The 18727-nt window shown below is 64.2% G+C and carries 16 protein-coding genes; 9 read left to right on the top strand and 7 right to left on the bottom strand.

From position 1 onward, the window contains the following. Positions 1-6 precede the first annotated feature (6 nt). From H7A76_RS12535 to H7A76_RS12515, 5 genes are all read right to left on the bottom strand, one after another. Positions 7-384 (bottom strand): response regulator, encoded by a 378-nt coding sequence (locus H7A76_RS12535; protein WP_185698771.1) that lies wholly within the window; start codon positions 382-384, stop codon positions 7-9. Positions 385-509: 125 nt separating this feature from the next. Further along, entirely contained in the window at positions 510-1718 is a 1209-nt protein-coding gene (locus H7A76_RS12530) for a hybrid sensor histidine kinase/response regulator (RefSeq protein WP_185698770.1), read from the bottom strand. Next, entirely contained in the window at positions 1712-2317 is a 606-nt protein-coding gene (locus tag H7A76_RS12525; RefSeq protein WP_185698769.1) for a chemotaxis protein CheB, read from the bottom strand. The genes H7A76_RS12530 and H7A76_RS12525 overlap by 7 nt, the downstream gene beginning before the upstream one ends. After that, positions 2314-3129, bottom strand: a complete 816-nt coding sequence (locus tag H7A76_RS12520) for a CheR family methyltransferase (protein ID WP_185698768.1) — start codon at positions 3127-3129, stop codon at positions 2314-2316. Before H7A76_RS12520 ends, H7A76_RS12525 begins: the two co-directional genes overlap by 4 nt. After that, positions 3129-6620 (bottom strand): response regulator, encoded by a 3492-nt coding sequence (locus H7A76_RS12515; RefSeq protein ID WP_185698767.1) that lies wholly within the window; start codon positions 6618-6620, stop codon positions 3129-3131. The genes H7A76_RS12520 and H7A76_RS12515 overlap by 1 nt, the downstream gene beginning before the upstream one ends. Positions 6621-6872: 252 nt before the next feature. Here H7A76_RS12515 and H7A76_RS12510 point away from each other — a divergent pair, with 252 nt between their 5' ends. The 7 genes from H7A76_RS12510 (at position 6873) to H7A76_RS12480 (ending at position 14501) form a co-directional block, all read left to right on the top strand. Then, complete coding sequence (locus H7A76_RS12510; protein WP_185698766.1) at positions 6873-7232, top strand: response regulator; 360 nt, start codon at positions 6873-6875, stop codon at positions 7230-7232. 71 nt (positions 7233-7303) lie between these two features. Then, positions 7304-8596 (top strand): glycosyltransferase, encoded by a 1293-nt coding sequence (locus H7A76_RS12505; protein WP_185698765.1) that lies wholly within the window; start codon positions 7304-7306, stop codon positions 8594-8596. A 346-nt stretch (positions 8597-8942) separates the two neighbouring features. Beyond that, positions 8943-9788 (top strand): iron uptake transporter permease EfeU, encoded by an 846-nt coding sequence (gene efeU, locus H7A76_RS12500; protein WP_185698764.1) that lies wholly within the window; start codon positions 8943-8945, stop codon positions 9786-9788. An 8-nt stretch (positions 9789-9796) separates the two neighbouring features. Continuing rightward, positions 9797-10996 carry an iron uptake system protein EfeO gene (efeO, locus tag H7A76_RS12495; RefSeq protein WP_185698763.1) on the top strand — a complete coding sequence of 400 codons (1200 nt, stop codon included), beginning with the start codon at positions 9797-9799 and terminating at the stop codon, positions 10994-10996. Between the two features lie 18 nt (positions 10997-11014). After that, positions 11015-12328 carry an iron uptake transporter deferrochelatase/peroxidase subunit gene (efeB, locus tag H7A76_RS12490; RefSeq protein WP_185698762.1) on the top strand — a complete coding sequence of 438 codons (1314 nt, stop codon included), beginning with the start codon at positions 11015-11017 and terminating at the stop codon, positions 12326-12328. A 36-nt stretch (positions 12329-12364) separates the two neighbouring features. Beyond that, the gene (efeO, locus tag H7A76_RS12485; RefSeq protein ID WP_185698761.1) at positions 12365-13189 is read left to right on the top strand and encodes an iron uptake system protein EfeO; all 825 of its coding nucleotides are present in this window, start codon (positions 12365-12367) and stop codon (positions 13187-13189) included. 127 nt (positions 13190-13316) lie between these two features. Next, positions 13317-14501: an MFS transporter gene (locus tag H7A76_RS12480; protein WP_185698760.1), complete on the top strand. Its 1185-nt coding sequence runs from the start codon at positions 13317-13319 to the stop codon at positions 14499-14501. A gap of 158 nt (positions 14502-14659) precedes the next feature. Here H7A76_RS12480 and pssA read toward each other — a convergent pair whose 3' ends face one another. Continuing rightward, positions 14660-16003 (bottom strand): CDP-diacylglycerol--serine O-phosphatidyltransferase, encoded by a 1344-nt coding sequence (gene pssA, locus H7A76_RS12475; RefSeq protein ID WP_185698759.1) that lies wholly within the window; start codon positions 16001-16003, stop codon positions 14660-14662. A gap of 179 nt (positions 16004-16182) precedes the next feature. On the opposite strand from pssA, the gene H7A76_RS12470 reads away from it, so the two are divergent. Together H7A76_RS12470 and H7A76_RS12465 are read left to right on the top strand one after the other, a co-directional pair. Further along, the gene (locus H7A76_RS12470) at positions 16183-16746 is read left to right on the top strand and encodes a TetR/AcrR family transcriptional regulator (protein ID WP_185698758.1); all 564 of its coding nucleotides are present in this window, start codon (positions 16183-16185) and stop codon (positions 16744-16746) included. Positions 16747-16804: 58 nt separating this feature from the next. After that, a complete protein-coding gene (locus H7A76_RS12465) occupies positions 16805-17284 on the top strand; it encodes a nuclear transport factor 2 family protein (protein WP_185698757.1) in 480 nt (159 codons plus the stop codon). A gap of 94 nt (positions 17285-17378) precedes the next feature. Here H7A76_RS12465 and sfnG read toward each other — a convergent pair whose 3' ends face one another. Further along, positions 17379-18464 (bottom strand): dimethylsulfone monooxygenase SfnG, encoded by a 1086-nt coding sequence (gene sfnG, locus H7A76_RS12460; RefSeq protein WP_185698756.1) that lies wholly within the window; start codon positions 18462-18464, stop codon positions 17379-17381. Between the last annotated feature and the right edge of the window lie 263 nt (positions 18465-18727).

The raw sequence follows: 18727 nt of genomic DNA, 5'->3' as shown, positions 1-18727 counted from the left end.
GGCCGCTCAGGCCAGCAACCGCTGGATCTGCTCGTGCAAGCTGTCGAGGTCGAACGGCTTGGCCAGGATCGGCGCCTTGCGGGTGATAGGGCTGTCGCACTCGAGGATTTCATTGGGATATCCGCTGATGAAAATCACCTTCAGGTCCGGGCGCAGCTTGACCGCGGGTTCGGCGATCATCACCCCGGTGATGCCACCCGGCAGCCGGTAGTCGGTGACCATCAGGTCCAGGTTGGGTTTGGTGGCCAGGATCTCGAACGCCTGTTCGCCGTTCTCGGCCTGCAGTACCCGATAGCCCAGGCCCGACAGGTAATCGGCCAGCAACATCATTATCACCGGTTCATCTTCGACGATCAGTACGACGTCTTGTGCATCTTCACTCATGGAAAACCTTTGTTCGGTCAATTACTGCAAGGAGCTGTTGGCGTTTGCCGACCTGCCCGCAGGCAAACGTCAGCAGCCACTGTACGACCATTGGCTCACGCAGAGGTTGCGTGGGCGTGACGCTTTTACGCACCAGTGGACAATGCCGCCTCCGCCAGCGGCAGGGCGACCCGGAACATGGCCCCCTCGCCAATCCGGCTTTCGACGCTGATCGTGCCGCCGTGGGCGGTGACGATCTGCTCGGAAATGAACAGGCCCAGGCCCAGGCCCGCGGCCACATGGCTGGCGCTGACCCGCTCGAACTGCTGGAAGATGCGCCTCTGGTTGTCCTCGCTGATCCCGATCCCATGGTCGCGGACCTCGATCCGGGCCTCCCCTTCCTGGCAATAAACCCGCACCTGGATAGGGCTCTTGGCGCCGTAGCGCAGGGCATTGGTCAGCAAGTTGGAAACCACCTGCTCGATGCGGAACTCGTCCCAGTTGCCTTCCACCGGCTCCTCGGCGTCCAGGCTCAGGGTGGACTGCGCCGCCTCCACCTGGGGCGCGAAGTTCTCTACCAGGCCTCGCACCAACTGCGCCAGGTCGAAACGTGACGGGCGGATCGACAACTTGCCGGTACGAATTCGCGAGATGTCCAGCATGTCCTCGATCAACCGGATCAGGCTCTTGATCTGCCGTTCGTCGCGATCGACCATGGCGTGCATCTTGTCCAGGCTGAAGGCCGCGGCATTGTCCCGGGCCAGGTGCATCTTGCGCAGCTGGGTCTCGAGAATCAGACCATTGAGGGGCGTGCGCACTTCATGGGCAACGATCGACATGAAGTCATCGCGCATGCGCACGGCCTGCTCCAACTCGTTCTGGGTGGCCTGCAATTGCCTGAGCAGGGCCTCCTGCTCGCGCCGGCTCTGCTCCAGGGCCTCGACCTGCTGCTTCATGGCCTTGCTCTGGCGGTACAGGTCGACGAACACGTTGACCTTGCTCTTGACCGCGTGAATGTCCAGGGGCTTGTGCAGAAAGTCCACCGCCCCGCTCTCGTAGCCCTTGAAGGCATAGTTGAGCTCGCGCCCGGCGGCGCTGACGAAGATGATCGGGATGTTCTTGGTCTTCTCGGTACCACGCATCAGCTCCGCCAGCTCGAAGCCGTTCATGCCGGGCATCTGTACATCGAGGATGGCCATGGCGAACTCATGCTGGAGCAACAGCGACAAGGCCTCGTCGGCCGACAGCGCCTTGTACACCTGACGGTCCTCGCGCTTGATCAGCGCCTCCAGGGCCAGCAGGTTTTCCGGCAGATCGTCGACGATCAGCAACTTGGCTTGGATATTACTCAACATGCGATTCGTTCCAGCTCGGCCAGCAGCAAGCTGATACCGCGCAAAGGGAGGATATGGTCCGGCTGGTGCAAGGCCAGTGCGGCATCGGGCATGGTCGATACCTGGGCCTCGCCGGGGTCCTGGACGATGGTCAGGCCGCCCTGGCGCTTGACCTCGGCCAGCCCGGCGGCGCCATCCTGGTTGGCCCCGGTCAGCAGTACGGCGGCCAGGCGCTCGCCATAAGCATCGGCGGCGGACTCGAACAAGTAGTCGATGGATGGGCGCGAATGGTGGACCCGCTCCTCCTGGCTCAGGGACAGGCTGCGGTCCTGCTCCACCGACAGGTGGTAGCCAGGAGCCGCGAAGTACAGGGTGCCCGGCACGATCTGTTCCTTGTCGTCGGCTTCCTTGACTCGCAGCGACAGGCGTCGGCCGAACACCTCGGCCAATTGGCTGCGGCGCTCATCAGGCAGGTGCAGGACCACGATCACCGGCAGGCGAAACCCACGGCCAAGGTCGCCGAACAGGCTCAGCAAGGCCTCGACGCCGCCAGCGGAAGCGCCCACCACCACGGCCTCGATCCGCGGCCGGGGATTGGTACTGCAAATGTCCTGGCTCATGACTTGCGGTAGATCCGTTCTTGTTTGACCAAAGGCTCGAAATGCTTGGCATAGGCGGAAAAGTCCAGGGTTTCCTTGCTGCCCAGCACCAGGAAACCACGGTGGCAAAGGGACTCATGAAACAATCCGAAGGCCCGATCCTGAAGCTTTTTATTGAAATAAATCAATACGTTACGACAAGAAATCAAATGCGTCTCGGAAAATACGCTGTCGGTGGCCAGGCTGTGGTCGGCGAAGGTCAAGTTCTCGCGCAGGCTCTTGTCGAAGATCGCGTAGTCGTAGGCGGCGGTGTAGTAGTCGGCGAAGGAACGCTTGCCGCCGGCACGCTGGTAGTTGTGGGCATAGGCCCGCACGTTCTCCAGGGAGAAGATGCCCTGCTTGGCCTTTTCCAGGGAACTAGGGTTGATGTCCGTGGCGTAGATGATGGTGCGCTCCAGCAGCCCTTCCTCGCGCAGCAGGATGGCCATGGAATAGACCTCTTCACCGGTGCTGCACCCGGCGATCCAGATCTTCAGCGACGGATAGGTCCTGAGCAGCGGCACCACTTCCTGGCGAATGGCCAGGAAGTGCGAAGGGTCGCGAAACATCTCGCTGACCGGGATGGTCAGGAACTGCAGCAACTGCATGAAGGCGGTCGGGTCGTGCAGGACCCGCTCCTGCAAAGCGGAAATGGTCTTGCAGTCGAACTGGCGCAAGGCATGGTGCACCCGGCGCTTGATCGAAGCGCCGGAGTAATCGCGAAAGTCGTAGCTGTATTTAAGGTAGATAGCTTCGATCAACAGACGCAGTTCGATCTCGGTATTGCGCTCCACTAAATTCTTTCCATCTTGGGTAGCCACACGCGGATAAGTGAAAACAACCGGTCAAGATCGATGGGCTTGGCCAGGTAGTCGTTGGCGCCGGCCTGCAGGCAACGCTCCTGGTCGTCCTTCATGGCCTTGGCGGTGACGGCGATGATCGGCAGCTTGCGCCAGCGCGGATCCTTGCGGATCTGCGTGGTGGCCTCGAAACCGTCCATCTCCGGCATCATCACATCCATCAGTACCAGATCGATGTCGTCGACCTCGTTGAGCCTCGCGATGGCTTCCAGGCCGTTACGACCGATCACCACCACCGCGCCCTTGTGTTCCAGGGCACTGGTCAAGGCGAAGATGTTGCGCACGTCATCGTCCACCAGGAGGATCTTGCGCCCCTCGAACACCTTGTCGCGGCTGCGGGCGGTCTTGAGCATCTTCTGCCGTTCATGGGACAACTGGGATTCGACTTTGTGCAGAAAAAGCGTCACTTCGTCCAGCAGGCGCTCCGGCGAGCGTGCGCCCTTGATGATGATCGAGCGCGAATACTTGCGCAGCTCGGCCTCTTCGTCGCGGGTCAGGTTGCGCCCGGTGTAGACGATCACCGGCGGGAACGAACAGATGTCCTCGGTGGACATGCGCTTGAGCAGGTCGTTGCCCAGCATGTCCGGCAGCTTGAGGTCGATGACCATGCAGTCGTAGATGTTCTCGCGCAGCAACTCCAGGGCGTCCTGGGCCAGGCCCACGGCGGTGATCTCGATATCGTCGTCGCCGATCAGCCGGGCGATGCTGTCGCGCTGCAGATCGTCGTCCTCCACCAGCAGCACGCGCTTGACCTTCTGCGTCAGCTTGGCCTCCAGGCGAGCGAAGACGTCCTTGAGCTCCTCGCGGGTGGTGGGCTTGACCGCATAGCCCACGGCGCCCATGTGCATCGCCGCTTCCACCCGGTCTTCGACCGAGATCACGTGCACAGGGATGTGCCGGGTCTGCGGATGCTCCTTGAGCCGCTGCAGCACGGTCAGGCCTGAGTGGTCGGGCAGGCGCATGTCCAGAAGGATCGCATCGGGGATGAACTGCGTGGCCAGGCCGTAGCCTTCGTCGGCGCCGTGGGCCACCAGGCACTGGTAGCCCAGCTCGTGGGCCAGGTCGAAGAGGATATGAGCGAAGTTGGCTTCATCCTCCACCACCAGGATGCTGCGGCCGCTGAACGGCGCCTTGTCCCGGTCGTCGGCGAAACGCGGGATCGGGGCAGGCTCCACCACTACCTCCGGCACCGCTTGCGGCGGTTGGAGCACGGCCACCGGCGCAAGCGGTGCCGGTTCCGCCGGGAGCACCGGCGACTCGGCGTCGTAGTGCTCCGGCAAGACCAGGGTGAAGATACTGCCGCGCCCCGGCTCACTGCTGACGCTGATGGAGCCCCCCAGCAGGTTGGCCAGGTCGCGAGAAATGGACAGGCCCAGGCCGGTGCCGCCATAACGCCGGTTGGTGGTGCCATCGGCCTGGCGGAAGGCTTCGAAGATGCTTTCCTGCTGGTCCTGGGCGATGCCGATCCCGGAGTCCTGCACGGCGAAGGCGATCCCGGCACCGGGGTGGGCGGACACCGTCAGGCTGACCTGGCCCTGCTCGGTGAACTTGACAGCGTTGGACAGCAGGTTCTTGAGCACTTGCTCGACCCGCTGGCGATCGGTGAACAGCGTCTGCGGCGCCCCGGGTTGCAGCTCCACGCGAAACTCCAGGCCTTTTTCCGCCGTCAGCGGCTGGAACAGGTTGCTCAAGCCCTCCACCAGGCGCGATACGCTGGCGTTCTCCGGCCGGACCTCGAGCTTGCCGGCCTCGACCTTGGAGATGTCCAGGATGTCGTTGATCAGGTTAAGCAGGTCGTTGCCCGCGGAATAGATCGACTCGGCGAACTTGACCTGCTCTTCGCTGAGATTTTCCTGGGCGTTCTCGGCCAGCAGCTTGGCCAGGATCAGCGAACTGTTGAGCGGCGTGCGCAGCTCGTGGGACATGTTGGCAAGGAACTCGGACTTGTACTTGCTCGAGCGCTGCAGTTCTTCGGCGCGCTCCTGCAGCTTGACCTGCGCATCGTTGAGCTCGCTGTTCTTGCGATCCATGGCGTCGCGCTGCTCGGACAGCACCTGAGCCTGTTCCGCCAGCTGTTCGTTGGTCTGCTCCAGCTCCACTTGCTGGGTTTCCAGATGCGCCTGGGACTCCTTGAGAATCCGCGACTGTTCTTCCAGCTCCTCGTTGGCGGTCTTGAGCTCTTCCTGCTGCACCTGCAGTTCTTCGTTGAGCTGCTGGGTCTCGGCCAGCACTTCCTGCAAGCGTTGGCGATAGCGCGCCGCCTCGATGGAAGTGCCGATGTTGCCGGCTATCAGTTCCAGGAACTCGATATCGCGCTCGCCCAACTCGCGCAGGAAGCCCAGTTCGATCACGCCGTTGACCCGGTCGTCGTCATGGGTCGGCACCACCAGCACGCTGCGGGGCAGACCCTCGCCCAGGCCCGAGCTGACCTTGAAGTAATCGACCGGCACCTCGTCCAGGCGAATCACCCGCTTGTGCTGGGCCGCCTGCCCCACCAGGCCCTCATCGCTGTACAGCGCCTGCCCCTGCTCTTCCTGCTCGCGGGAGAAGCCATAGGCTGCCACGCGCTTGAGACCGCCGTGCTCTTCGCGCACATACAAGGCCGCCACCGCCGTTCCCAGGTACTGGGCACAGAACTGCAGGACGTTGCGTCCCAGCAGGTTCAGGCTCAACTGCCCCAGCATCTGTTCGGCCAACTCGGTCTGGCCGTTGCGTAGCCAGGCCTGGCGCTCCAGCATGCGGGCACTGCGCAGCTCAGCCTCGAGGTTATCGCTGTAGCTGCGCGACAGGGCCAGCAGGTCGCGGCGCCCGACATAGGCCAGCAAGCCGCTGATGCCCACCACGAACAGCAGGTACAGGGCGACGCTGAAAATCGTGGTGCGACTGACGTTCTCATTACGCTGCTGGCGCAATTGCTGCTCCACGTCCACCGCATCGTCGTACTCCTTGCGTACCTCGTCGGTCAGGCGCTTGCCGCGTCCGGCCAGCACCGCCTCGCGGTAGTCGCCGTTATTGCGGCGCAGCTCGATCATGCCCTGTGCGTAGTTGTTCCATTCCAGTTGCAAGGCCTCGATGCGCCGGACCCGGTCCACCTGCTGCGGATTGTCCGCCACCAGATCCTGCAAACCCCGCAGTTCGCTGATGATGCGCGGCTTGGCCACCTCATAGGGATCGAGGAATTTTTCGTTGCCGGTGATCAGGAAACCGCGCATGCCGGTTTCCAGGTCGATGGTCAGGCGCGCGGCCTCGTTGAAGTTGTTGATCACCCGGTCGGTGTGCTGCACCCACTGGATCACCGACAGCAGGTAGGTGATCAAGGACACGAAAAACACCGCACTGAGTACGCCCACGCCAAGAGGCAGGCTGATGTTGCGGGTCAGCAGCTTGCGAAAACTCTGTTCATCAACCGAGGACGGACGAATCATTGGATGGACCTTGGCACTGGTAAAAGAAAGGAAGTTTGCCCCACATTCGGCCATCGCAGCTATTTTTTATAACCTGCATGCCGGTAATCTGGGATTTGCTCTGCCTTAGGACAATAGAAGCGGTTATTCTTGCTGGCACTTGTACAAGCGATTTTTTTGTACAGTTTCGGGAACTTGTGACCTCGCGCCATTTACTGATGCACAAGGCCGCTTGCCGCGGCTCCACCGAATCCACCCCTTGAGAGTGCCCCTATGCCCGCTAGTGCCCCCACCATCCTAGTCGTCGAAGACGATGCCATCGTGCGCATGCTGATCGTCGACGTCCTCGAAGAACTGGAATTCGCAGTGCTCGAGGCCGATGGCAGTGACGCGGCGCTGGAACGCTTGCAGGACCGGGAGCAACCCATCGACCTGCTGATGACCGATGTCGGACTGCCGGGCATGAACGGTCGGGAACTGGCCGAGCGCGCATTGCTGCTGCGTCCCCGGTTACCGGTGCTGTTCGCCAGCGGCTACGCCGAGTCCATCGACGTACCCGGCGGCATGGCGGTGATCGGCAAGCCGTTCTCCATCGACCAGTTGCGCGACAAGGTGCGCAGCATCCTCGGCTGAAGCGGGCGCCAGCCTCCAGGGCTGTGGTTTAATGGCGTTTTTTCGCCCTCGCTCGCCAGGAACCCTATTCCATGCCCATCACCGCCGCGATCAAGGTCCTGGTCATTGGCTACGTCTGGCCCGAACCGCGCTCCTCGGCCGCCGGCGGGCACATGATGCAGATCCTGCAGTGCTTTCTCGACCAGGGCTGGGACCTGACCTTCAGTAGCCCGGCCAAGCCCGGCGAACACAAGGAAGACCTAGAGGCCCTGGGCATCCGTGAATGTCCGATCGAACTGAACAACGCCAGCTTCGACCGCTTCGTCGCCGAACTGGCGCCGGACATCGTGCTGTTCGACCAGTTCATGATGGAAGAGCAATTCGGCTGGCGCGTGGAGCAGCACTGCCCCACTGCCGTGCGGGTCCTGGAGACCTCGGACCTGCAATGCCTGCGCCATGCCCGCCACCAACGCCTCAAGGACCACCTGAACAGCGGTGCCGCGGACGACGACTTCAGCCCGCTGTTCGCCCAGGCCCGGGCGGACGAATTCCGGCACATGGCCGAGACCGACCTGGCCAAGCGCGAGATCGCCGCTATCTACCGTTGCGACCTCAGCCTGATGATTTCCCAGGTGGAGATCCAACTGCTGCGGGAGCAGTTCGGCCTGCCACCGGCATTGCTGCACTGGTGTCCGCTGATGCTCGACCCAGGGCCCCGGGCCTGCGCGCCCTTCGAGCAGCGCGAGCACTTCCTCAGCATCGGCAATTTCCGCCACGCGCCGAACTGGGACGCCGTGCTCTGGATGAAAAGCCGTGTATGGCCGTTGATCCGCCAGCAGCTACCGAACGCGCAACTGCACCTGTACGGCGCCTATACCCCACCCAAGGCGGTGGCGCTGCATAACCCCGCCCAGGGCTTCTACATCATGAACTGGGCCGAAGATGCCTTGCAGGTGATGAGCGCCGCACGCATCTGCCTGGCGCCCTTGCGCTTTGGCGCCGGGATCAAGGGCAAGCTGCTCGATGCCATGCTCTGCGGCACCCCCAGCGTGACCACGCCCATTGGTAGCGAATCCATGAACGAACCCGGCCTGCCCTGGCCGGGCATGGTCGCCGAATCCGCCAGCGCCCTGGCGACGGCGGCAGTGCGCCTGTACCAGGACCAGGCCTTGTGGCAACAGGCCCAGGCCGATGGCGCGCAACTGCTAGAGGCCCGTTACCGGCGGCACGTCCACGGCCCGGCGTTGATCCAGCGCCTGCAAGAATGCCGCGAGCATCTGGCCCAAGAGCGTCGGGACAACTTCACCGGCGCCATGTTGCGCCACCACCATCACAAGAGCACCCAATACATGGCCCAGTGGATCGAGGCCAAGAACCGCACCTGACCCCTGGCGGCGTCGTATCCAGAGGGTATTTGCCCTCTTCAACCCGGCCTCCTGCAACACTGGGGCCTGAGTCCTTGCCAGTGCACCTGGCACCGCGCTGCACGAGACCTGCAGCTCTCCCGCATGGGCCGGCCATCGACGTGTCCATCGAGCAGCCGCGGCTCCCGATGCGGGACGACGGCCGTCGGCAAGACATCATCGACCGAGCCGAACCGACAGAGACGTCACGCTTTGAGAAGCGATCTCGTTCAGCTTCCGTTCAGCAGTTGTCAATGATTTTCATTTAGCAACAAGTATCATTATGTTACAACTTAGCTCCCTACCTTGTTTTCCCCGCGGGGGCCGAATGCTCGTTCCATTTCTGATCATGCTGCGCGAAGGGATCGAAGCCGCGCTCATCGTTGGCATCATCGCCAGCTACCTGCAACAGACCGGACGCGGCCAGTGGCTGCCCGCCGTGTGGGTCGGCGTGTTCCTCGCCGCGGCCCTGGCCCTGCTGGTCGGCGGCGGACTGGAGCTGGTGAGCGCCGAGTTCCCGCAGAAGCAACAGGAATTGTTCGAGGGCCTCGTCGGCCTGGTGGCCGTGGGCATCCTCAGCTCCATGGTGTTCTGGATGCGCAAGGTCGCGCGCTGCATCAAGCACTCCCTGCACGCCTCCCTGGACCAGGCCCTGGCCGGCTCCCGGAACCAGCTCATCGCCCTGATCGCCATGGTGTTCTTCGCCGTCGCCCGCGAAGGCCTGGAAACGGTGTTCTTCCTGTTGGCGGTATTCCAGCAGAGCGAAGGCCCCGGCGCGCCCATCGGCGCCCTGCTGGGGCTGGTGGCGGCGATCATCGTCGGCTACCTGATCTATACCGGCAGCATGCGCCTGAACCTCGGCGCCTTCTTCCGCTGGACCGGGCTGTTCATCCTGGTGGTGGCCGCCGGCATCCTCGCCAACTCGGTGCAGGCACTGCATGAGGCCGGGCTGTGGAACCACCTGCAGACCGTGCTGTTCGACTTCAGCGCCAGCCTGCCCATGGACAGCCCCCTGGGCTCGGTCCTGGCCGGCATGTTCGGCTACCAGGAGGCCCCTACCATCAGCACCCTGGGCGCCTACGTGCTGTACCTGGCGGTGACCCTGGTGCTGTTCTTCCTGCCCGGCGCCACGCTAGCCAAGGCACCCGGCTCGTCTTCCGTTTCCAGTCAGTAAGGCTCCCCATGACCCAGCAAGCCTCTCCCCAGGCCTCGCCGCCTCGCGCTCTGCGTTGGGCGGTTGCCGGTTCGGTGATCGTGATGGTCGCCGCCGGCGGGCTGTTCTACTACGCCTCGCACCTGGCAGCCGGCAAGCGCCAGGCCCACCAGGGCGAGATCGCCGTGACCATCCACCCGCACAGCTGCGAGCCCAACGCGCTTACCGTGCCCGCCGGCCGTGCCAGCTTCCGCATCGTCAACCGCTCGGAACGCGCCGTGGAGTGGGAAATCCTCGATGGCGTGCTGGTGGTCGAGGAACGGGAAAACATCGCCCCGGGCCTGAGCCAGGTGATCAACGCCAACCTGCAGCCCGGCGACTACGCCATCACCTGCGGCCTGCTGAGCAATCCCCGCGGCACCCTGCACGTGACCCCCACCGCCGAATCCGACGCCCAGGCCAAGGCCCGGCCGTCGCTGGTGGCCTTCGTCGGCCCGCTGTCGGAGTTTCGCGTCTACCTGAGCACCCAGGGCGGCGCCCTGGTCAAGGCGGTCGCGGCCTTGCAGCAAGCCATCGAGGCCGATGACCTGGCCCAGGCCCAGGCCCTCTACGTGCCGGCCCGCGCCGCCTACCAGCGCCTGGCTCCGGCCGCCCAGCGCCTGGCCGAGCTAGACAACGCCATCAATGCCCGCGCCGATTACTTCGAGCAACGCGAGCAAGACCCAGGCTTCAGTGGCTTCCACCGCCTGGAGTACGGGCTGTTCCAGCGCCGCGACCTGAACGGCCTGGCCCCGGTGGCCCAGCGCCTGGCCCAGGATGTCGCCAGCCTCAAGCAGCAACTGCTGGCCCAGACCCTGCCGCCGGAACAGCTGGTGGGCAGCGTCGCCCGCACCATCCGCAACCTGGCCGAGTTGCGTGCCACCAGCGGCGAGGAGGAACGCTACAGCCACAGCGACCTCAGCGGTTTCGCCGCCAACCTGGAGACCACGCGCAAGGTCGTCTACCTGCTGCGGCCGCTGCTGGCCAAGTCCGCCGCGCCGTTACTGGCCCGGGTGGATGAGGCCGGTAACGCCCTGGACACGCGCCTGGACAACCTGCGCGACGGCTTCGGCTACCAAACCTATGACAAGGTCGACATCAGCCAACGCCAAGCACTCGCCGACAAGGCCAAGGCCCTGGCCGACGCCCTCGATGGCATCGATCCCGCACTGGGCCTTTCGGGCCTGTAACCACACGAGTCCTGCGCCATGAACGATTCAGACCAGTCCAACCCTTCCTTCGATGCCCAGCGCCGGCGTGTGCTGTTGGGCATGGGCGCCGCCGGCATGGCCCTGGCCGGCAGCAGCCTGGCCGGCCCGGCCATGGCCGAGCAGGTGCCGGCCCAGGTGACCGTGGCGCCCAGCAGCGACCGGACCCAGGAACGCAACGCCTTCCATGGCCAGCACCAGAGCGGCATCGTCACCGCGCGCCCTGCTGCCGGAATGATGGTGGCCTTCGATGTCCTGGCCAGCGACCGCGACGACCTGGAGCGCCTGTTCCGCACCCTCAATGCGCGCATCGCCTTCCTCATGCAGGGCGGCCCGGTGCCCCAGGTCGATCCGAAGCTGCCGCCGCTGGACTCGGGCATCCTCGGCCCGGTGGTGACCCCGGACAACCTGACCATCACCGTCTCGGTGGGCGAGTCACTGTTCGACGAGCGCTTCGGCCTGGCCGACGCCAAGCCCAAGCGCCTGGTGCGCATGGTGGGCTTTCCCAACGACGCCCTGGAACCGGCCTGCTGCCATGGCGACCTGAGTTTGCAGTTCTGCTCCAACACCGCCGACACCAACATCCATGCCCTGCGCGATATCGTGAAGAACCTGCCGGACCTGCTGCTGGTGCGCTGGAAACAGGAAGGCAGCGTACCGCCCCAGGCCCCGGCCAAACCGGGCCAGCCGGCTCAGAGCGCGCGCAACTTCCTGGGCTTTCGCGACGGTTCGGCCAACCCCGACTCCAACGACCAGAAGGCCATGCAGCAGATCGTCTGGGTCCAGCCCGGCAGCGACGAACCGGCCTGGGCCGCCCATGGCAGCTACCAGGCGGTGCGCATCATCCGCAATTTCGTCGAACGCTGGGACCGCACCCCGCTGCAAGAGCAGGAAAGCATCCTCGGCCGGATCAAGGCCAGCGGCGCGCCCCTGGACGGCCAGTGGGAAAGCCAGGTCCCCGACTACGCCAAGGACCCCCACGGCAAGGTGACCAAGCTCGATGCCCACATCCGCCTGGCCAACCCGCGCACCGCCAAGACCCAGCAGAACCTGATCCTGCGCCGGCCGTTCAACTACTCCAACGGCGTGAACAAGAACGGCCAGCTGGACATGGGCCTGTTGTTCATCTGCTACCAGGCGGACCTGGAGAAAGGCTTCATCACCGTGCAGAACCGGCTCAACGGCGAACCCCTGGAGGAGTACCTCAAGCCCACCGGCGGCGGTTATTTCTTCACCCTGCCGGGAGTCACCAGCGACCAGGACTTCATCGGTCGGTCGTTGCTCGCCGCCACGGCTGCCAAGGCCAATACCTGATCTGCCCCACCACAATAACCCCCACGGAAACGTCCCATGAAAAAGTCGCCTCTCGCTGTGTTGCTGACCCTTGGCTTGCTCCACGCTCCGCTGTCGGCACTGGCCGCGCCGGCGCCGCTGGAGCTGGTGGGGCCGATCTCCGACTACAAGATCTACGTCACCGAACAACTGGATGAACTGGCCAGCCATACCCAGCAGTTCACCGATGCGGTGAAGCAAGGCGACCTGGCCAAGGCCCGGCAGCTCTATGCACCGACCCGGGTCTACTACGAATCGATCGAGCCGATCGCCGAGCTGTTCAGCGACCTGGACGCCTCCATCGACTCGCGCGTCGACGACCATGAACAAGGGGTCAAGGCCGAGGACTTCACCGGTTTCCACCGCCTGGAGTACTCGTTGTTCTCCGAGAACAGCACCCAGGGCCTGGGCGACCTGGCCGACCGCCTGAACAAGGACATCAAGGACCTGCAGGCCCGCGTCGCCGGCCTGACCTTCCCACCGGAAAAAGTGGTCGGTGGCGCCGCCGCGCTGCTCGAGGAAGTGGCCGCGACCAAGGTCTCCGGCGAGGAAGATCGCTACAGCCACACCGACCTCTATGACTTGCAGGGCAACATCGACGGGGCCAAGAAGATCGTCGACCTGTTCCGCCCACAGATCGAGAAACAGGACCAGGCCTTCGTCGCCAAGGTGGACAAGAACTTCGCCACCGTGAACAAGATCCTGGCCAACTACAAGACTGCGGACGGTGGCTTCATGACCTACGACAAGGTCAAGGACAACGACCGCAAGGCCCTGGTGGGCCCGGTCAACACCCTGGCCGAGGACCTCTCCACCCTGCGCGGCAAGCTGGGCCTGAACTGATCCGCCCGACAGGAATCGGTTCGCCGGTTCCTGCACCAGCGCCCCCTTGCGCTGCAAATTAGGCCTGGGCAGCCGTGCGTTATCCCGATAACGTGCACGCCCCGATGTTCCTCATGGAAGACCTGCTATGCCCACCCCCTCCGCCTCCAGGCCCCTCTCGCTCTTGCCGCTGATGGCGGCCTACATGGCCTGCACCATGTCGATGATGGCCTTCGTCTCGCTGATCGGGCCGATTTCCCGGGTGCTGCACCTGCAAACCTGGCATGCCGGGGTGGCGGTGACCGTGGCCGGGGTGATCTGGGTCTTGCTGGCCCGCCCCTGGGGCCAGGCCAGCGATCGCTATGGCCGCCGCCGGGTGCTGTTGCTCGGGATCGCCGGCTTCACCCTGGCCTACTGGGCCCTGTGCCTGTTCATCGATATATCGCTGCGGACCTTGCCCAGTGTCGCCGTGGCCTTCGCCGGCCTGGTCTTGGGCCGGGGCTTGATCGGCGCCTTCTACGCGGCAGTACCGGTGGGCGGATTCGCCCTGGTGGCCGACCACTTCGAACCCCAGCACCGGGCCCGGGCCATGGCCTCCCTGGGCGCGGCCAACGCCGTAGGCCTGGTGGTGGGGCCGGCCGCCGCCGCGCTGCTGGCCCGGCACAGCCTGAGCTTGCCCTTCTACGTCATGGCCATCCTGCCGCTGCTGGCGCTGGTGGTGATGCATCGGCGACTGCCGCGCCAGGAGCTGCACCTGGCCCAGGCGCCGGGCCGGGTGCGCCTGAGCGATCCGCGGCTGGCCCGGCCAATGGTGGTGGCCTTCGTCGCCATGCTCTGCGTGACGCTGGCGCAGATCACCGTGAGCTTCTATGCCATGGATCGCCTGCAGATGAATTCCGCCGACGCGGCGCAGACCGCCGGGATCGCCCTGACCATGGTCGGCCTGGCCCTGATCTGCGCCCAACTGGTGGTGCGCAAGCTGGAATGGCCGCCACTGCGGATGATTCGCTTCGGCGCCCTGCTTTCCGCGGTGGGTTTTGTCGGGGCCATGCTGGTGGACAGTGCCTGGGGCCTGTGGTTGACGTTCTTCGTCTCGGCGGCCGGCATGGGTGGGGTGTTTCCCTCGTTCTCGGCCCTGGCAGCCAACTCGGTGCAGGCTTCGGAACAAGGCGCCACGGCCGGTAGCATCGGCGCCGCCCAGGGCCTGGGCGCAGTGGTCGGGCCAATGGCCGGCACCTTGATCTACGCCATGGAGCCACGCCTGCCCTACCTGCTGGCGGCGCTGCTGCTGGCGTTGGTGGCGCTGTGGCCCTACCCGCCGAAGACAAGCTGACCCACTGGCCGCTGCACCACGCCGATCTCGACTTGCACAAAGGGCCTGCGGCCCTTTGTGCAGGCTCGGCAGCGGCTACGGGTTCGCGCTTCGTGTAGATCGCATGCCCCGCAGGGGCACGGTGATATTCACCGCCTGCAGGGCCTGGCGGCGACAGATCAGAGGATGCGGTACAGCAGGCGCTCGATACGCACGCGGCTGACCCGGCGCAGGAACTTGCTCACCGCCTCCGGGTAATCCGCCAGGCTGTCCAGGTGCTGGAAATGCTCGATGCGCCGGGTATGGCGGTAGATATCTTCCAGCTCGGCACGCCGCGGCTCCAGCAACTCGCCCTTGGGATCGTCCAGCAGCAGGGCGTTTTCCAGGTCCAGGCGGAACGCCCGTGGGTTGAGGTTGTTGCCGGTGAGCAAGGTATAGCGCTCGTCGATCCACAGCCCCTTGAGGTGATAGGTGTTGTCGCCGTCGCGCCACAGGTGCAGGTTCAACTGCCCATTGTCGATGAACTTCTGGTAGCGCTTGGCGAAGCGCCGCAGGCTGATTTCATACAGATAAGGCAGTGCGGCAATGACCTTGAACGGCTCGCTGGGCGCAATGAAGAAGTCGTTGGCGGTCTTGTCGCCGACGACGATATCGATCTTCACCCCACGCTCCAGGGCGCGATTGAGTTCGCGCACTACCGGCAACGGCAGGTTGAAGTACGGGGTGCAGAGGGTCAGCTGGCGCTGGGCTCCGGCCATCAGTTCGCAGATCACCCGATTCAACCGGTTGCCCTTGCCCACCCCGAGCAACGGGCTGACCGTCAGGCCGCTCTTGTCCAGGCTGCCGGCGGCGGTGTCGTAGGTCGCATGCTTGAGACGGCTGCGCAGGTCGCCGATATCGTTGCGCAGGCTGCGGGTGGTCGGTGGCTTGGGCAGGTCCAGGCGATGCACCGCCCGTGACTCCACCAGGCCGTGCTGCACCAGGTGATGCATGGAGTCGGCCAGTTCGCGGTTATGCAACAGGTGATAACGGTCGAAGCGGTACTTGTCGAGCTTGTGCAGGTACACGTTGTTCAGGCTGGCGCCGCTGTAGAGCACGCTGTCGTCGATCACGAAACCCTTGAGGTGCAACACCCCGAACAGCTCGCGGGTCTGCACCGGCACGCCGTAGATCGGGACCACGCTGGCATGGCTGCGGGTCATCTCCTGGTACCAGGCCGAGTTGCCCGGCTGCTTGCCGGCACCGATCAGGCCGCGCTGGGCACGCATCCAGTCCACCACGACCACCACATCCAGTTCCGGACGGGCAGCCTTGGCGGCGTGCAGGGCTTCGAGGATTTCCTGGCCGGCTTCATCCTGCTGCAGGTACAAGGCGACGATATAGATACGCCGGGTCGCCTGGGCAATCTGCTCCAGCAGGGTCTGACGAAATTGCGCAGCACCCCGCAGGGTGATGAAGGCCTCGGCGGCCAAGGGGAAGCTGCGCAGCTTGGGTAGCAGGGTACGTTTGAAAAGCAACGGCATGGGCTCGCGGTGACTCGAATCCGAAAGAGCGCAAGAGCTTACACCATGGATAGGTTGCAGTCCCCTGTCAGTCCCACATGACACTCAAACTGCCCGCAGCAAACGCACTTGGCGTCGCTCGGCGGCCAGTTCGCAACAACACATTGACCAAGGAGAACGATCGTTCTACTCTCTGTCGCATGAACGAAATCACTCACTCCGAAACACGCGACATCATTCTCGATGTCACCGAGAAGCTGATCTATAAAAGTGGCATCGCCGCCACTGGCATGGATCTTCTGGTCAAGACCGCCGGCGTTTCGCGCAAGAGCATCTATCGCTACTTCGACAACAAGGAGCAGTTGGTGGTGGCCGCCCTCGAACGGCGCGACGAGCGCTGGATGCGCTGGTACCGCGGCGAGGTGGACAAGGCCCAGGGCTCGGCCCAGCGCCTGCTGGCACTGTTCAGCGTGCTCAAGGGCTGGTTCGCCAGCGAAGGCTTTCGTGGCTGCGCCTTCATCAACACCAGCGGGGAAACCGGTGATCCGCAAGACCCGGTACGCCAGGTAGCCCGCCGCCATAAACAGAAACTGCTCGACTACCTGCTCGAGCTCTGCCAGGCACATGGCGCAGCGCATCCGGCACAACTGGCGGCGCAGCTGCTGGTGCTGATCGATGGCGCCATCACCGTCGCCCTGGTCATGGGCGATCACAGTGCAGCCGATAATGCGCAATGCATGGCGCGAAAGTTATTGGACCTTTGATTATCCGCAACCCCGGCAACTTCTTAGTTGCAACAGCAACTTTCACTGGAGACAGGTCATGTCATCTAACCCGCAAGTGCGTCCACCGCTTCCCCCCTTCACCCGCGAGTCGGCGATCGAGAAGATCCGCCTGGCCGAAGATGGCTGGAACTCCCGGGATCCGGAGCGGGTATCCCTGGCCTACACCCTGGATACCCAATGGCGCAACCGCGCCGAATTTGCCCATAACCGCGAGGAGGCCAAGGCCTTTCTCAGCCGCAAGTGGGCCAGGGAACTGGACTACCGGCTGATCAAGGAACTCTGGGCCTTCACCGACAACCGCATCGCCGTGCGCTACGCCTATGAATGGCACGACGACTCGGGTAACTGGTTCCGCTCCTATGGCAACGAGAACTGGGAATTCGACGAACAGGGGCTGATGGCCCGGCGTTTCGCTTGCATCAACGACATGCCGATCAAGGCCAGCGAACGCAAGTTCCACTGGCCCCTGGGACGCCGCCCGGACGATCATCCGGGCCTGACCGAACTGGGCCTGTAACGGCTACCTGTGGCCCTGCGGGCCATGCGCAGCCTGCGGCAGCGGCTACACGAAGCCCGATCTGTAGCCACTGGCCCGCAGGGCCTTCGACGCATCAGGCCGCGGCGTCCTGCCCGGCCTGGGCCTCCAGTTCGCGCACCAGGGGCAACACGCGGCGGCCGAAATACTCCACTTCCTCCTGGAAGTGCAGGAATCCCGCCAGCACCAGGTCCACCCCCACCGCCTTGAGTTCGACGATTCGCCGGGCAATCTGCTCCGGCGTCCCGATCAGGTTGGTCTTGAAACCATCGTTGTACTGCACCAGATCCTCGAAGCTCGACTTGGCCCAGTTGCCCTCGCCCTCCGGCGAAGCCTTGCCGGCCTGCCTGGCCGCCTCGCCGAAGGCCCGGACCGCCTCTGGGTCGGCCTGGTCGATGATCTGCTGCAACACCGCCCGCGCCTCTTGCTCGGTATCCCGGGCAATCACGAAGGCATTCACCCCGATCTTCACCTGATGCTGGTTGGCCGCGGCCTTGGCGCGAATGTCCTCCACCTGGGCCTTGATCCCTTCCACGCTGTTGCCGTTGGTGAAGTACCAGTCCGAAACCCTGGCGGCCATGTCCCGGGCCGCCCGGGAACTGCCACCCTGGAAGATCTCGGGCTGGCCCAGGGGCTTGGGCTTGAGGCTGTAGTTGTCGAAACGGTAGAAATCGCCCCTGAAGGTGAAGTGATCCTCGCTCCACACCCCACGCAGGCAGCGGATGAACTCCTCGGAACGGCGATAGCGCTCGTCATGCTCCAGCCAATGCTCGCCGATGGCCTGGAACTCGCCCTTGAACCAGCCACTGACGATGTTCACCGCGATGCGACCTTCGGTCAGCTGGTCGATGGTCGCCAATTGCTTGGCCGCCAACGCCGGTTGCCAGGGCCCGGGCAGAATCGCCGCGATCACCTTGAGCTTGCTGGTGGCGGCCAGCAACGCATGGCTGAAAGCCACCGACTCCTGCTGGTACTCGGCACCGTAGCCGGCGGTGAAGCGGATCTGCGTCAGGGCGTATTCGAAACCGGCGGCCTCGGCGATCTGCGCCAGCTTGCGGTTGTAGTCGATGCCCCAGTGGGTACGCTGCTCGATCTTGCTGACCACCAGGCCACCGCTGACATTGGGCACCCAATAGGCGAATTTCACGGATTGCTGACTCATGGTTCGGTCCTCGGGACTGGGAAGGTACCCAGGCCCCGAGCAGCATATGTGCCAACCCCGCCACGACCTCACCTGGCGGCCGCTGCGTGCCCGTGCGCAGCCGGCGGCAGCGACTACACGAGCCCGCGCTCTACGGGTGGTTTTCACGGATCGGCACAGCGCTTGGGAAGTACCGAGGATAGCTATTTGTTGCAGGGCTGTTGCCAGGGCAACAGTTGCCGGCGGACTGGGCACGGGCTCGGCCAGCAAAACCGCAGCCATGA

The organism is Pseudomonas sp. MSSRFD41, assembly GCF_014230245.1.
Lineage (GTDB): Bacteria > Pseudomonadota > Gammaproteobacteria > Pseudomonadales > Pseudomonadaceae > Aquipseudomonas > Aquipseudomonas piscis.
This window is presented reverse-complemented; position numbering and strand designations above follow the sequence as displayed.